Source organism: Desulfosporosinus shakirovi, assembly GCF_020595055.1.
In the GTDB taxonomy this organism is placed as follows: domain Bacteria; phylum Bacillota; class Desulfitobacteriia; order Desulfitobacteriales; family Desulfitobacteriaceae; genus Desulfosporosinus; species Desulfosporosinus shakirovi.
Genome location: NZ_JAJDOO010000046.1, coordinates 1 through 16,902, shown reverse-complemented (window position 1 = coordinate 16,902; position 16,902 = coordinate 1). Strand labels below are relative to the sequence as shown.

General features: G+C 42.4%; 6 protein-coding genes and 1 pseudogene. All 7 read left to right on the top strand.

The annotated features are described in order from the left end of the window. The first annotated feature begins 3 nt into the window (after positions 1 to 3). The 7 genes and pseudogenes from LJE72_RS26930 (at position 4) to LJE72_RS23125 (ending at position 16,837) form a co-directional block, all read left to right on the top strand. Positions 4 to 7,860, top strand: coding sequence for a DEAD/DEAH box helicase family protein (locus tag LJE72_RS26930; protein WP_449508557.1), 7,857 nt, complete (start codon positions 4 to 6; stop codon positions 7,858 to 7,860). 11 nt (positions 7,861 to 7,871) lie between these two features. Continuing rightward, a complete protein-coding gene (locus LJE72_RS23150; protein ID WP_229250333.1) occupies positions 7,872 to 8,828 on the top strand; it encodes a DUF3991 and TOPRIM domain-containing protein in 957 nt (318 codons plus the stop codon). An 80-nt stretch (positions 8,829 to 8,908) separates the two neighbouring features. Beyond that, positions 8,909 to 9,199, top strand: a complete 291-nt coding sequence (locus tag LJE72_RS23145; protein ID WP_229250332.1) for a type II toxin-antitoxin system Phd/YefM family antitoxin — start codon at positions 8,909 to 8,911, stop codon at positions 9,197 to 9,199. Next, a complete protein-coding gene (locus LJE72_RS23140; RefSeq protein ID WP_229250357.1) occupies positions 9,177 to 9,494 on the top strand; it encodes a type II toxin-antitoxin system RelE/ParE family toxin in 318 nt (105 codons plus the stop codon). Before LJE72_RS23145 ends, LJE72_RS23140 begins: the two co-directional genes overlap by 23 nt. Positions 9,495 to 9,513: 19 nt before the next feature. Beyond that, positions 9,514 to 14,073: an NACHT domain-containing protein gene (locus LJE72_RS23135; RefSeq protein ID WP_229250331.1), complete on the top strand. Its 4,560-nt coding sequence runs from the start codon at positions 9,514 to 9,516 to the stop codon at positions 14,071 to 14,073. 46 nt (positions 14,074 to 14,119) lie between these two features. Next, positions 14,120 to 14,257: pseudogene (locus LJE72_RS23130) on the top strand (type II toxin-antitoxin system RelE/ParE family toxin); the annotation flags it as partial. A gap of 42 nt (positions 14,258 to 14,299) precedes the next feature. Next, a complete protein-coding gene (locus tag LJE72_RS23125) occupies positions 14,300 to 16,837 on the top strand; it encodes an SIR2 family protein (protein WP_229250330.1) in 2,538 nt (845 codons plus the stop codon). Positions 16,838 to 16,902 lie beyond the last annotated feature (65 nt).

Here is a 16,902-nt window from a genome sequence, read left to right as displayed (position 1 = left end):
AGGTTGGCAACAAAACTGCAACTGATTACAGAGCTTTCGGAAAGGACGACCCGCGCCGTTGTGAAAAATCCTGTCAACTGGACTGCCTTTCTGAAAACGGCGGCGTGGAACTACAAATACCCCTTTCAGGATCAGCTTTTAATTTATGCGCAGCGCCCCAACGCAACGGCCTGCGCCGAAATAGACCTATGGAATCAGAAACTCGGACGGTGGGTAAACCGTGGCGCAAAGGGCATTGCCCTCCTTGACGACAGTGGGAGCAGCCTTGCCCTGCGCCATGTGTTTGATGTGTCGGATACCAACAGCCGCCAGAACCGCCCCATTACTCTTTGGACGATGCAGGACAGATATGCCGGGGCTGTTGCGGAAACGCTGGAAAATACCTTTGGAGAACTGGACGACAAAAGCGAATTGCCTGCCGCGCTGGTTTCTGCCGCCCGCAATGCCGTGGATGATAATTTTCCCGACTATCTCTCCGAACTGATGGACTTTAAGGAAAACAGCTTTTTGGAGGAACTGGACGACCTGAACGTGGAAGTCATCTTCAAGGACCTGCTGAAAAACTCCGTCGCCTACATACTCTTAGTCCGCTGCGGCTACCCCGCTGACGAATACCTTTCCTTTGAAGATTTTCAGGGCATTGTCAACTTCAATACGCTAGATACCGTTTCCCGCTTGGGAGCCGCCACCAGCGATATTTCTGAAATGCTCCTGCGGGAAATCGGCACTACGGTCAAGGAAATGCAAATTGCGGAGAAAAAACAAATCCGTACCTTTGCAAAAAATCAGGATGCGCGGCACAATGAAAGCGTAAAGCAAAATATAAATTCTGAAAGGAATGGTGAATATGGAACTGACCTACACGATGCAGGGCGATTACCTGATCCCCGACCTGACGCTGCCGGAGGAAGAAACGCACATCGGCAAATATGGGATGTTGCGCAAAACATACCTGAAAAACCACAGGAAAGGGATGTACGCCAGCCTGATGCTGTCGGGCAAGCTGAACAGCCACCTGTCGGAGATCGACCAGACCGCGAGGGAGCGCGTCGAACTGATTACGGCGAAGCTCTTGGAGAACGATCCCGCGCCGGACAAAGCGACCGACCCGATGGGTTGGACAGGGCACATGAACAGCCTGAAACATCAAGCGGAGGAAACCGTGCTGACGGAACTGATTTACAATTAGAATTAGCATGGTATGATCGAAGAACGGAGGACAAAAGTCTTCCGTTCTTTCATTCCACCCCCCTTATCAACGAAATCCTGCGATCTACGCCGCACCTCAAAGCGACAAAACAGGAAATTGCGGATTTTTACGCCACCCATGAGGATAGCGGTGAGCGTACCGAGTACATCAAAAGCATTTTTAATAATGACTATACGGAGCTTCTTGTCGGTGAAAATCAGCGTGTCGGATACAAAACCTATCAAAACGTCCTCCATCTTTGGGAGGGCAGCTATACAGCAAGAACAACGCAGGGATATTATGATTGGGGTGTTATTGCCGGACACTTTGGCAGCATGATACTGTTGAATGAATTTCTTGATAAACCATCGGCATTGCCATCCATGCAGCAGCAAATCACCCTGATTGAGCAGGCGGAGGACGAAAAATCCTCCGCTTTTTCTATTTCACAGGAAGTTATTGATGTGGTTTTGCAGCAAGGAAGCGGTGTGCAGGATGGGAAATACAGGATTTATCTGCAATTCCAGCAGAACGCTGACACGAAAAAGAACGCTGATTTTCTGAAAAAGGAATACGGAACTGGTGGAAGGGCACCGGCCTTGACCGGTACCGATATTCATGAATGGCACGATGGCAAAGGCATCACCCTCACCAGCGGGAAAATCATCGGGCCGGATGCAAAGATTGTTTTGTCCTGGGTAAAGGTGCAGACGCGTATTGGAGAACTGATTGCCGCCGACCGCTATCTGAACCGAAAGGAAAAGGAACATTTGCCTGTTTACCGGCAGGAGATGGAAGAACGCCGCCAACAGCTTGCCGAGCAAGCCTACGCCCGTGAAATCCTGAACCGTGAACCGGCTCCTACCGAGCCAAAACCGCTGTCACGGGAGAACGCGCACTATGCCTTTTCACTTGGCGATACGGCATTTCTTGGCGCGGATGAATATGAGGTTTTTTCCTTTGATGAAAGCGCGGTATATCTCCGTGATACGCAATTTCCATTGTTCGGCAAGGAGCTTGCGCGGAATGATTTTGACCGGATGCTACGGGAAAATCCATTAAATGACCACCTGATGACAACTGAACAGGAAGCTCCTACCGCTCTTGCGGAGCAACCAGCCGAAAAAGAACAGACACATACTCCCCGTGCATTGTACCGGACATATCTGCCAGAGCTGGTCAACCGGGTACAGCAAGACGAGATCTTTCCCTATCTCCGTGACCGAGATACCGATCCCGATAGCGCCAAGCAGGAGCTTGACAGTGCCCTAGACCGCATTGCCCTTTTCATGAAAGAGGAGCATACTGCCTTTTACGAAGCCTATACCACCCTGCCGCAGTTTCGGGAATGGCTTACCGAGGATGTATTCCAGCGAACCTATCAGGACTATCTGACGGAAAAAATGGATACGGCCACCATTAAGGCTGATGATCCTGATGCACCTGCATGGGTACGGGAAACCGGCGATGTGACCATCACCCGCGAGGGAGATACCGTCACCATTGACAGTGGCGGCGAAGATGAAAAATCCTATGTGGAATTTGATGTGGAGCTGCCGGACGGGCAAGCTGGAGAAACGGAAAAGCAACCAGCCGAAAAAGAAATAGCTGTGGGCGTGGAATTTGCTATTGAGGATCGGCGCTACGTCATTGATGCTATCAGCGAGGAAGCCGGAACGGTCAGCCTGCGGGATATTACTTTCCAGCAAAACACAGGCTTCCCGATTTTTCGCAGGGAAAGCATCGAGTATGTGCGCAGCGTTTTGGAGCAATCAAAAGAACCAATATGGAGAAAAACACAGGAAGGCGAAGTTTCCAAAGTCATTATCGAGCTTATGCCGGAAACTCCAAAGCAGCCCCGAGTCAATTTCGTTATTATCGATGATGATTTGGGACACGGCGGTCAAAAAACCAAGTATGGCTATAACGTTGCCGCCATCCGGCTATTGAACCAATTGGAGGAGCAAAACCGTCTTGCCATGCCGGAGGAACAGGAAATCCTTTCAAAATACGTCGGTTGGGGCGGTCTGCCGCAGGTATTTGATGAACAGAACAGCCAATGGGCAAAAGAATATGCCGAACTGAATGAGCTGCTTGATGAGGATGAATACATCTCTGCACAGGCTTCTACCTTAAATGCTCATTACACATCGCCCGCCGTCATCAAGTCCATGTACGTCTGCCTTGCCAACATGGGCTTTCAGACAGGCAATATTTTGGAACCCGCAATGGGAATCGGCAATTTCTTTGGTCTTGTGCCGGAGAGCATGGCAAAATCCAAGCTGTACGGTATTGAACTGGACAGCCTCACGGGACGAATCGCCAAACAACTTTACCAGCAGGCCAACATCGCCGTGCAGGGCTTTGAGGAAACCAACCTGCCCGACAGCTTTTTCGACCTTGCCATCGGTAATGTGCCTTTCGGCAGCTACGGCATCGCAGACAAGAAGTACGATAAGCACAAGTTTTTAGTTCATGATTACTTTTTTGCCAAAACCTTAGACAAAGTGCGGCCTGGGGGCATTATTGCCTTTGTGACCTCCAAGGGTACGATGGATAAGCAAAACCCCGAAGTCCGCAAATACATCGCGCAGCGGGCCGAGCTTTTGGGTGCTGTCCGGCTCCCCAACAATGCTTTTTTTGATAACGCGGGCACCGAGGTTACAACCGACATTCTATTCCTGCAAAAACGTGACCGTGTGATTGACATTGAACCGGATTGGGTACACCTTTCCACCACCGAAGACGGCATACCCGTCAACCAATACTTTGCCGATAATTCCGACATGATGCTGGGCACGATGGCTTTTGACGAGCGGATGTATGGCAATCGTAATGAAACCACCTGTAATCCCCATAAGGATGCCGACCTTGCCGAACTGCTCCGGGAAGCGATGGAGAATATCCATGCAGAGATCACCGAATATGAGTTGGATGAGCTATCTGACAATGTGGATACCTCTATCCCCGCAGATCCAAATGTCCGCAATTTCAGCTACACAATTATAGATGGAACCATTTACTACCGGGAAAACAGCAAGATGAACCGCGTGGAAACCTCCGTCACAGCGGAAGGCCGCATCAAGGGCATGATCGCCATCCGGGACTGTGTTCGGGACTTGATCGAGTACCAGACCGAGGACTACAGCGATGAGGCTATTCAATCACAGCAGCGCAAGATGAATCGTTTATATGACGCTTTTACCGCCAAATACGGACTGCTAAACAGCCGCGGCAACAACATGGCGTTTGCGGATGACAGCTCTTACTGCCTGCTCTGCTCCCTGGAAATTCTGGACGAGAACGGCGAGCTGGAGCGCAAAGCGGATATGTTCACCAAGCGCACCATCCGGCAGCGCACCACTGTGACCCATGTGGATACCGCCACCGAAGCACTGGCCATCTCTATAGCGGAAAAAGCCTGTGTAGATATGGGCTTCATGCAAAGCCTGACGGGGCTTTCCGAGGAACAGCTTGTAAAAGACCTGGAAGGCATCATGTTCCGCAATTCCACCCATTTTAACAATGATGGCATCATTCAATATGAAACAGCGGATGCTTATCTCTCCGGCAATGTGAGGGAAAAGCTGCAAACCGCCCGGCAGTTTGCCGAAATGCACCCTGACCTTTACGGTATCAATGTTACGGCTCTGGAAGCAGTGCAGCCAAAGGATTTAGACGCTTCCGAAATTGATGTACGTCTGGGCGCGACCTGGCTTCCCCCGGATGTGGTCAAGGACTTTATGCTTGAACTGCTGGAAACTCCTTATATGTACAGGCGCTACATCGACGTTTTCTACTCCACCTATACCGCCAACTGGAACGTTAAGGGCAAAAACGATGACCGCAGCGACAACATCAAGGCCAATGTCACCTATGGCACCAAGCGTATCAACGCCTACAAGATTATCGAGGACACCCTTAATCTGCGGGATGTGCGCATCTTTGATACCGTTTATGAGGACGGCAATGAAAAGCGCATTCTGAACAAAAAGGAAACCGCCATCGCCCAACAAAAACAGGAAGCCATTAAAGAGGCGTTCCAAGGTTGGATATGGAAGAAGCCCGAACGCCGCGAACGGCTGACAAGGCTCTACAACGACCGCTTTAATTCTGTCCGTCCTCGCGAATACGACGGCAGCCATATCCGTTTTACAGGCATGAACCCAGAAATCTTGCTGAGAGAGCATCAGGTGGACGCGGTGGCACACATTCTGTATGGCGGTAATACCTTGTTGGCTCATTGTGTGGGTGCGGGCAAGACCTATGAAATGACGGCGGCTGCGATGGAAAGCAAGCATTTGGGACTTTGCAATAAAAGCATGTTTGTTGTGCCGAATCATCTGACCGAGCAATGGGCTGGGGAGTTTTTGCAGCTTTACCCATCGGCCAACATCCTTGTGGCCACCAAAAAAGATTTTGAAACCAAGAACCGCAAGAAATTTTGTGCCCGTATTGCCACCGGCGACTATGATGCGGTGATTATCGGGCATAGCCAGTTTGAGAAAATCCCCATCTCCGCAGAGCGGCAAAAACAGCAGTTACAGGATCAGATTGCGGAAATTACCAGCGGCATCCGGGAGCTGAAAGAGGAAAAAGGCGAGCGTTATGCCATCAAGCAGCTTGAAAAGACCAAAAAGACGTTAAAACTCAAACTGGATAAGCTCAACGACACCAGCCGCAAGGATGATGTTGTGACCTTTGAGGAATTGGGTGTTGACCGCCTGTTTGTGGATGAGGCGGATTTTTACAAGAACCTTTTTCTCTACACCAAAATGAGAAATGTGGCGGGGCTGTCACAAACCGAGGCACAAAAATCCAGTGACCTGTTTGCCAAATGCCGTTACTTGGACGAACTGACCGAGGGGCGCGGAATTATCTTTGCCACAGGAACGCCCATCAGTAACAGCATCACGGAGATGTACACCATGCAGCGGTATCTGCAATATAAACTCCTGCGGGAAAAAGGATTACAGCATTTTGACTGTTGGGCCTCCACCTTCGGGGAAACCGTTACTGCTATCGAGCTTGCGCCGGAGGGCACAGGCTACCGGGCTAAAACGCGCTTTGCCCGTTTCTACAACCTCCCGGAGCTTATGAGTATGTTCAAAGAGGTTGCGGATATCAAAACGGCGGATATGCTGAACCTTCCTGTGCCCAAGGCAAATTACCACAATGTTGCCGTCAAGCCGAGCGAATTCCAGCAGGACATGGTGGCCGAGCTTGCGGAGCGCGCCGAACAGGTACGCGCCAAGAAGGTAGAACCCTATGAAGACAATATGCTCAAAATCACAAACGACGGACGGAAGCTGGCACTTGACCAGCGGTTGGCCAATCCCATGCTGCCCGACCATGAGGACAGCAAGGTAAACGCCTGTGTAGAAAATATCTTCCGTTTCTGGCAGGAGAACAACGACAAAAAACTGACACAGCTTGTGTTCTGCGACCTCTCCACACCCAAAGGTGACGGAAATTTCAACGTGTACGATGATGTGCGTCAAAAGCTCATTGCCCGAGGCGTTCCCGCCAATGAGGTGGCCTTTATCCACGATGCTAATACCGAAACCCGCAAAAAGGAGTTGTTTGCCAAGGTTCGCAAGGGACAGGTACGCACCTTGTTAGGTTCCACCTTTAAGATGGGAGCCGGAACCAATGTGCAGGATAAGCTGATTGCCCTCCATGATCTGGATTGCCCGTGGCGGCCCCGTGATCTGGAGCAGCGCAGCGGCAGAATTGTCCGGCAGGGCAACAAAAACGACGAGGTGCATATTTTCCGGTATGTGACGGAAAACACCTTTGACGCATACCTGTATCAGATTATAGAGAACAAGCAGCGGTTCATTTCGCAGATTATGACCAGCAAATCCCCGGTGAGAAGCGCCGAGGACATTGACGAAATGGCGCTTTCCTACGCCGAGATAAAGGCGCTGGCAACGGGCAATCCCTATATCAAGGACAAGATGGATTTAGACATTCAAGTTTCCAAGCTAAAGCTATTGAAAGCCAATCACCTAAGCCAGCGATATGCTTTGGAGGACAGATTGCTCAAGCAATTCCCGCAGCAAATTAAATCCACCGAGGAGCGCATTGCAGGCTATGAGAAAGACCTTGCCCTGTACGAGCAACACAGCGTATTGGAACCTGTCACGGACGGTGCGGAGGACAATAAATTCGCGGGTATGACGGTCAAGAATGTTTCCTATACCGAAAAGGCGCAGGCGGGCGCGGCCATCCTGGAAGCCTGCAAGCTGATGACCACCCCGGAACCGCAGGAGCTGGGCAACTACATGGGTTTTCCGATGCTGTTTTCCTTTGATGGCTTCAACAAGCAATATCAGATTACCCTGCGCGGCGCTCTGAGCCATACGGTGTCGCTGGGCACGGACATTCACGGCAACATTACCCGACTTAACAATGCCCTTGCTGAAGTCCCCAAAAAGCTGGAATATTGCCGGGAGCAGTTAAGTACCCTCCATCAGCAGATGGAAACGGCTAAGACTGAAATTGACGTTCCCTTTGAAAAGGAACAGGAGCTGCAAACAAAATCTGCGCGTCTGGCTGAATTGAACATTTTGCTCAACATGGATAAGCGGGAAAACGAAATGGTTGACGGCGAACCTGACGAAGATATGAGCATTCCCGAAAAAAAAATCATGGGCTATGAAAGGTAAGGTGATAAGCTATGCCCTATGTAACACCGGAGCAGATCGAACGCGCAAAGCGGATGGATCTGCTGACTTATTTGCAAATCTACGAGCCGCAGGAGCTGGTGTGCTTCTCCGGCAATGTCTATACTACTCGAAGCCATGACAGCCTTAAAATCAGCAACGGTAAATGGAACTGGTGGTCACGAGGCATTGGCGGGCGCTCCGCTTTGGATTATCTTATCAAGGTGCGGGGCATGACGCTTCCCGAAGCGGTCATTCAGATAAACGGACAGGCGGCCATCGCGCCGCTTATTCTGTCAAGAAAACTGGAAGCCGCGGAGCCGAAAAAGCTACTTCTGCCAGAAAAGAACGAGAATAACGACCGAGTGGTTGATTACCTCTTAGGACGCGGCTTACAAATTACGCTGGTTGACTACTGCCTTGATACCGGGCGGCTGTATGAAAGCCAGCCTTACCATAATGCAGTTTTTATCGGCTTTGACCGCAAAGGTACACCGAAATATGCAACCCTCAGGGGAACCTCAAACCGGCGCTATATGGGAGAAGCCAACGGCAGCGACAAGCATTTCTCCTTCTCAATTCCCTCACGGGAAGAAAGTCACAGTCTGCACCTGTTTGAAAGCGCCATTGACCTGCTTTCCTACGGCACGTTGGAGCTGCTTTCCGGCAGGGATTGGCGGCAGGACTGCTGCCTGTCCCTTGCGGGGATTTATAAGCCGAAAAAAATTATTGAGGAAAGCACCCCGCCCGCCGCACTCATGCAATACTTAAAAGACTTCCCGCAAATTAAGGAAATCGCTTTACACCTGGACAACGACACGGCTGGGCGGCTGGCGGCAAAGACTATCCAGACTCTACTTTCTCCCGTACACACCATTTCCGATGAGCCTCCTAAACGTGGAAAGGATATGAATGATTATCTGAAAATTTCATTGGGTTTGCAGCGCCCACAAGAGGTTGAAAGGCTGTAACTGTAACTGAATTGTTGATTGATTTCATAGCATGAAAGGGGTATAATATGGTTAGAATGTTACTACGAGGAGTTGATACCATGCAGATTAAACCGTCCGCAAGCATCCGGCAGAATTACAACGAAATCGCGGATTTATGCAGGTCTACCGGAGAACCTGTGTATCTTACGAAAAACGGCGAGGGTGATCTTGTGGTTATGGATATAGATACGTTTGCTCGCCGTGAAAAAATGCTAAAGCTGCGTGAAGAACTGTTGGCTGTCGAGGAAGATCGTCTGGCAGGCCGCACTGGAACTACACCAGACGAATTGGACAGCTATTTAGAAAGCATTATTGATGAGGTGGAACATGGAAAAAAAGCCTCAATATAAGGTGATTGTTTCCGACCGTGCCCGTCAGATGCTGGCGGGACATGTTCGGTTTCTAGCACAAAAAAGCCCCACTGCCGCCCGCAGAACAAAGAATGAATTGATAGACGCTATCCGCTCCCTTTCCACCATGCCGGAACGATTTCCTTTTCTCAATGCTGAATTTATACCGCTGAACAAGTATCATAAGATGTTTGTTGAGAAATGGTATTTGACTTTGTATCAGATCAAGGATCAAACAGTATACGTTGATTATATCGTGGATTGCAGGCAGGATTATGGTTGGCTGGTACACTAGAGAATAAAGGGGTGAGAGTATGAACTGGCAACATTTTCAAACTTATAATGAAGCACCAACACGAGCTTTTGAATGTATGTGTAATCAATTGTTTGAATTGTGGTGCAAAAAAACATATCCTGACTCTTTAAAGGTCGTTACAATTGTAAATGGCTCTGGAGGAGATGGGGGTGTTGAATCCTTTGCAATAAAAAACGATGATACAATTATCGGAATGCAAGCTAAGTGGTTTTCAAATAGTATTACCACAGGTCAGTTCGCTCAAATTAGAAGTTCGATTGAAACTGCGCTTAGAGTAAGACCATTAATAAAGCAATATATTGTATGTATTCCCCGTGATTTATCATCAGACCGTATTGGTAAAGGAAAAAAGGTTATAGAAGATACTGAATTAAGTCGTTGGCAACAGTTGAAAAATAAATTGGAAGATGATTATCCGGGGTTGAAAATTGAGTTATGGAATGAAACTCAACTTTTAACTAAATTACAAGACAGTGACGCTGCAGGTATATACCGATATTGGTTTGAAAAATCCGAGATTTCAAAAGAGCTTATTGTTTACTCTTACGAGAAACAAAAAAGTGGATGGTTATCACAAAAATATACTCCTTCTCTACATATTCAAGGACAAATGCAAAAAAGCATTTTAAAATTTGTAGGAACATTAGATGATCGTCAAAGCAGTATAAGTACACTGAGTGCTATGAGCCAGCAATGCAGCAAATTTTTGAAAGCGTGTGATGATTATTTCCAATTTGTTCAGGATCATTCATCGCAGGAGCAGTTAATACATGAAATTCAGAGAACTCAAGAGCAAGTAATTAAATTATTAGTTGAGATAAAATTTGCTATAGATGCTGTAAATAATGACCAACAAGTTGCATCCTCAATTAACGAAGACAATTGGTATATTGACTTTGCTATGCTATTAGAGTTGTTAAAGCAAAACGAGCAATTTAGAGGAAACTACTTTCACATTAATGAGATTAAAAAAACTGCCGAAGCTCTTCAAAAAAACGAAATCCATACTATCATTTCAGATATTCGTTTTCAACTAGATAATAAAAAATATCTGATATTAGGCAATCCTGGTTCGGGAAAAACACATGGGATAGCTAATCTTGTGGAGTCATTATTAAATGAAAAACTTCATATTCCGATATTAATTCGTGCGAAAGATATCAATCCAAATAATAATTGGATTGATATCTTAAAAAAGTCTTTAGGTTTAGCTTCGGTTTGGAACGAAAAAGAATTGTGGCAGGCTTTAGAAGCGTTGTCGTATCGAACAGAAATCAATAATATTGCTACGGTAGATACTGTTGTTGCTAAAATCATTCCGAAGATATTAATTTGCATTGAAGGAGTGGATGAATCTAGACCATATGATTTGTGGTATGACCGCCTTCGAGAGATAGAAGCAATATGTTCACAATATCCAAGACTGAGGTTTTGTATTACAAGTCGACCTTATGTATTTAGGGAGTTGGCATATGATGATAGCTTATTGAGTAATACATTAAGACTACCTTCTGATGGTGATGTTCCGGTAAACGAATTATATCAAGAATATATTGAATTTTTCCATGTAAATATCGAAAGGTGTTCCTGGATTAAATGGAGCTTAAAAACTCCCCTTGCGTTACGAATCTTTTGTGAAAATTATAAGTATAAAAGGATTTCAGGCGTAGAGAAATCTTCTGTTACCATTACTAATCTTTTATCACAGAAATTTCATATAATTGAAAAAGAATTTAACTCTAAATATGAAACTGGGTATGGGGATAGAGAACTCATTGTGCAGAATTCATTATTAGCAATAGCCAGAAAATTTCTTATTAATACAACTTTGAATAGAAACGATTTAATTGATTCTCTAAAGGATATTCCAGGGCTTATTTCTGTTGCTCATGATTATCGAAGAAAACTTATTGACTTTATTGAAGATTATGGAATACTACAGAGTTATACAGTAAATTCAGAAACTATACTTGAGCCTCCAAACACATATTATTCAATTGGTGTTCAGCCTTTTTTTGATTACATGCTTGCGCTATTAATTACTAATCAAATACAAGATCCATCAAAGGTCACACTTACAGAAACATTGGTAGGCCATGAGGGTGCTCTACAAATGGTCTCTATTCTTCTTTTGGAAGATTACAGCTACTTGATAACTGAGAATGGTAGCTTCAGAGATAGTTTAAGTAATGGCGAATTATTTGATTTGGTTTGCTTTTCATTATCAAATGTATCACCAAACCCGGCATCTAAATACATACCTTTAGTCAAAAAGATGATGAATTATAATTCTGACTGTTTAAAAAATGTTGTGAATAAAATTGTTCTTTCAGTATCACGAATTGAAAATCATCCTCTTGGTGCACAGATGTTACATGAGCATCTTATGGGTTACGAAGTAGCAGGAAAACGTGATATTATATGGTCTGAGCCTAGCTATTTAAGATATCAGGGAGATGCTCCTTGGAAAGGCCATACAAAAGTTAATTTAACCGATAAGAGATATGAATTATATAGCGAGGACAAACATAATGGTATCCCCTTGGTCTATGCTTGGATGCTAACTACTGTTAATAACATTGAAAGAGTGGGTTATAGGCGAGAACTAATGAAGTGGGCTTCTACACAACCTTTTGAATTTTATACACTGTTCGAGCATACATGGTGCACTAACGATCCTCAGATGAAAGAGGATTTATTTTCAATAGCAATGGGGACTGTATTTATGCTTGAAAAAGGACATCCCTGTATTAAACTATTCAGTGATTGGATGATAAAAAATATTTTTGCTCCAGATAAAATTAGTATGTACTATAATTGTGCTATTCGATATTACAGCAGAGCTATTGTTGAACGGTCCTATGCATTTGGTGACATAAATGATGAAGATGTAGGCAAGAGCCGTCCACCATATCATACAATTGGAACTATCCCTCTTAATCGTGAGGCTACTTCTGGTACTCGGATGGGTGGCTTTGGACCAATTGATTATGATTTGGCAAGATATGTTCTGTGTGATCCTATGGATAGGATGTTTTTTAGTCACCGCAGTAGTGATAAAACTACCGAAGAAATCGACTATACATGGCATTTTTCTGAAAATGAAATTGAAGAAATGTTAACTAATAAAGAATTTATTCTTAATGAAAAATGCAGTGCCAAATTGAAGGAAATTCAACTTGCGTATAAAAAGAAAAGGAGATTTTGGGATCGTCTAGATGATTTGATTGATGACGATACAGATGCCACCATACCAAATTCGAAATCACCTGCTTACAAATACAATAAAGAAGCAGACAGCTTCCTGTTAGAATATGCGCGAATTTTGGAATTGGAATCGCTTGAACCTAATCAATTTGTTCTATCAGCCGCATATGCTTACATTCTACTACAGGGATGGAATGAAGAAGAGTTCTACGGTTGTCCTAATGGAGGTAAACCTGGGGAAGTAATCGGTGTTGATATTGCAATTTTGCGCCAACACCATCCCGCAACTCACGGTTCCAAAAGTAGCATAATGACTTTTTGCGAGAAGTATACATGGTGCGCACGCAATGAGATTTTAGGCTATTTATCAGATCGGTTACCATTTAGAGATTTTGAAAGAGCACCATCATTGCTGAACGATTATGGTTTGCTTGATGATTTTCCAAATCCAGCGCAAGAATTATATCAAGAAAATCCAGACATCATTATGGAAAAAACCTCTTGGCTTGTTCCAGAGGAACTATCACCTTTAATTAATGAAAATATGGGGGAAGATGCCATAAGAGATTGGATAATAAATGCTCCTACTCCTAATTTTGAAAAATGGATTGATATTCGTGATTTCACCCATGAAATTGTACAAGAGGAGAAAAAGAATTGGATATCATTATATAGTTTTAATTCTGTATCTAATATTTTAGGTGGAGAATCACTTATGTGGATTTCTTCAGCAATAATCACAAAAGAGCATTTTAAATACTTAAAAAATGACATAATAAATCGAAAAGACTCTTTAGTCTATAACCTAAGTAATCCTGAGGATTTACATTCATCTACTGAGACTCAATGTTATATAACCCCTAAAGAGATATGTTGGATGAATTGGAAAAATGAGTGTTACAATAAAATCTATAATGTTTCTATTAATGATGGTGATTTTTTAGACTATTCAATTGAAAAGGCAGTTGAAGAGTGTACAGCTAATTATCCTGAATTTGGTGATGTATATTATAAACTGCCTTCCCGAATTGTACGAGAATTGATGGGCATATGTGATGGGGATGGGTATAAGTACTATAATGGAGAAAAACAGCTTGAAGCAATTAGGTTTGAAGCAGGAGAAAAGTGGCATGACTCACAATCATATTTATGTGTTGATCGAGAAAAACTGCTTTTGCAATTAGAACATCTTAATTTCAAGATTTTTTGGACTGTTAGATTACTCAGACAAGCTACGTCAAAAGCGCTTGAGAAATATCCTAAGCTGCATAGTCGAAATGACAAATGTTGGTTGGTTTGGTTTGAAGATGGAGAGTTAAGAACTCAGCTTTTTTCAGAGCTCGTTGATTAAATTAATTTAAAAGGGACCTATCTTTGAATAATTCAAGCGGGGCTGTAAGTTTATACCATTGAACAAGTATCACAAGATGTTTGTGGAGAAATGGTATTTGATTCTATATCAGATTAAAGATCAGATGGTGTATGTTGACTATATCGTGGATTGCAGGCAGGATTACGGATGGTTGGTGCGATAAAAATTCGTTAATATAAATGATTACTACTGGGGAGGAATACCAATGGAAAAGATGAGGTTGACAGACTTAGAAACAAAGGAATTTTTTATTCAGGCTTTTAAGAATAAGTTACTCGTACCTATACTAGGCTCAGGGTTTAGCGGGGGTATGAGAGCCCGTAAAAACAATACTGTTCCTACAGGTTATAATTTAAAAGAACATATGATAAGCGAAATTGAAAAGGTTAAACCTGAATTAACTAAAAGTACGATAGCTAAACAAAGCTTTAGTTGGATTGCTGAAAGGTTTTTTAAGTATGTGTTTTCTTCACAAGTAAATATCGTCTGTGATTATTTCTTTAATTTTTATACGGGAATCAAATTTATACATAACAATAAGTTTAGATTTCTAAATTCTATCAATTGGCCATATGTTTATACTCTAAATATCGATACTACTATAGAAAACTCGAATGATCAATGGGAAGTATTTTACCCTAATTGCGATTTTTTTGATAAAAGTGTTTTTGATAAAAAGAAATTGTACAAAATTCATGGGGACATTAATCAATTTTTAAAGACAAAAAACAAAGATGATTTAATTTTTTCTGAATCACAATACCTATTAAGTTTAGATACAAATTATACTTTTCATAATTTGTTGGCATCTGATTGCGCAGGAAAAAATTTATTATACATTGGCTGTAGTTTGGATGATGAACTTGATATTCACTATTCTGTTTTATCGGATTTAAATAAAAACAAAGCGCCCTTATTAACCAGAAGAATATATGTAACAAGTGAAGATATTGAAAAGGATTATGTGAAGCAGGAAAACCTTCAAAGTTTTAATATCTCACATTATATTCAGCTTGAAAACGTGGAAGATTACGAATTGTTTTATGAATTCATAACAAATTGCTATGAATTGAGCCTTTTAGAAACTGACAATGAGATTAACAGGTATGAGATAACCAATATTCCTATTTTAAATAAAGATCGTGAAAAGAACTTAACTTTCTTGATTTCATCATTTAACACTAATCAAATATTACAAAAACCATATTATTATATCACCAGAGATACCGCAAAACAATTGCGTTTATCCTTAGAACATATCAATGTCTTTATTGGACGAAGATTCTCTGGTAAAACTATGTTAGCGTTTAATATAATTGACTATTATAAAGACAGAAAAATATATTATGTCAAATCAGATGATTCAATATCTGATAAGCTTATCATCTCGTTGCTTAATGAAAAAAATTCAGTAATTATATTTGACAGTAACTCCATTTCAGAAGAACAAATATACTTCTTGTCAAGGGAATATTCAAAGGTAAAAAATAGAACAAGTTATGTATGCATTTTTTTTAATTCCTATGATGAAATTTCAAATATTATTTCCTACAGAACCGATATTTATGAGCAAGCAGAACCACTCATTAGAGGCTATCTATCCGATGATGAGTTGAATAATCTTAATGAAAAGATAAATGAAATTGGAATTCTTGCTTTTGATCCTAAATTAACTATACTCGACAATACTTTACGTATTGCCAGTAAATCTGATAGCAAATATCTATGTGAGTATGAAATCTCAAGTCTTAACGAACTTATATTGCTTGTGTGGCTGGCTGTGCATAAAAAGATATACTTTGAAGAGCTTGTAAATTTGAACCTTTTAAACTCTTATAGGGACACTGTTAATAAATATTCACCCATAATACAGATAGAAACCAATGTAGTAGGCGAAAAATACGAGCATTCTGCTCTGAAAATAGTATGCAATGCACCCCTGGCATTACTTCACATCATTAGTATTTATGCTTATCCACTCGAGAGTGAATTGGGAAAAGCCATACGTATTACTCGATTGCAAAAAATATGTGAAGCAATATATCAAATTTTATTAAGAGAAAATTCTCAAACCATGAAGTCCAAGATCAAAGCGTTTTTAATGTTTGATGTACTAAATGATATTTTTTCTAGACAATATGCTGAACATAACATTTCGATTTTATCCAAAGACGAAATTAACTTTTCTGGCTTGTATTATGGGGCAGCTTCAGTCATTCAGGCAATCTACGATGATGAGAATATCAAAAATTTGCAAAAAGATGAACCAAATTACTGGCTTCAAAAAGCCAAAAGTCTTTATATGTTAAATTCATACAAAGACGGTGCAATAAAAAAATTAGAAGAAGCATTATTATGGGCTCAAAAAGCAGAGGCAGATTCAGAAACAAAAATAAATAATGGAGAAAATAAATTCTTTAGGACATTAAGCAATTCAGTAATACAAGTTGCTATGATATACGGGAAATTGTCGTACAAATATTACTATAAGGACACAGGAATAAATAGTCATGCTGTTCATTACTATTACAAGGGTTTATTAGATTCTAATAATTCTCAAGCTGCTCAAAGCCTAATAAATAGAAGCAAAGGGACTAAAGATCTCGACGGCATTATAAAGCATATTAGAAATGGAGATTGTCCCCTTCTTGACTCTGTAATTTTAGAAGCAGAATACTTGTGTAACCTACCGAAATATTCGAAAGGAATAAATATCAGATTAAATAAAAGCAGAAATATATAAAGTTCTATGTATATAGTGGCTCGGATGTAAAGACAAAAATAATTAAAAAGATAATGTACCAGATA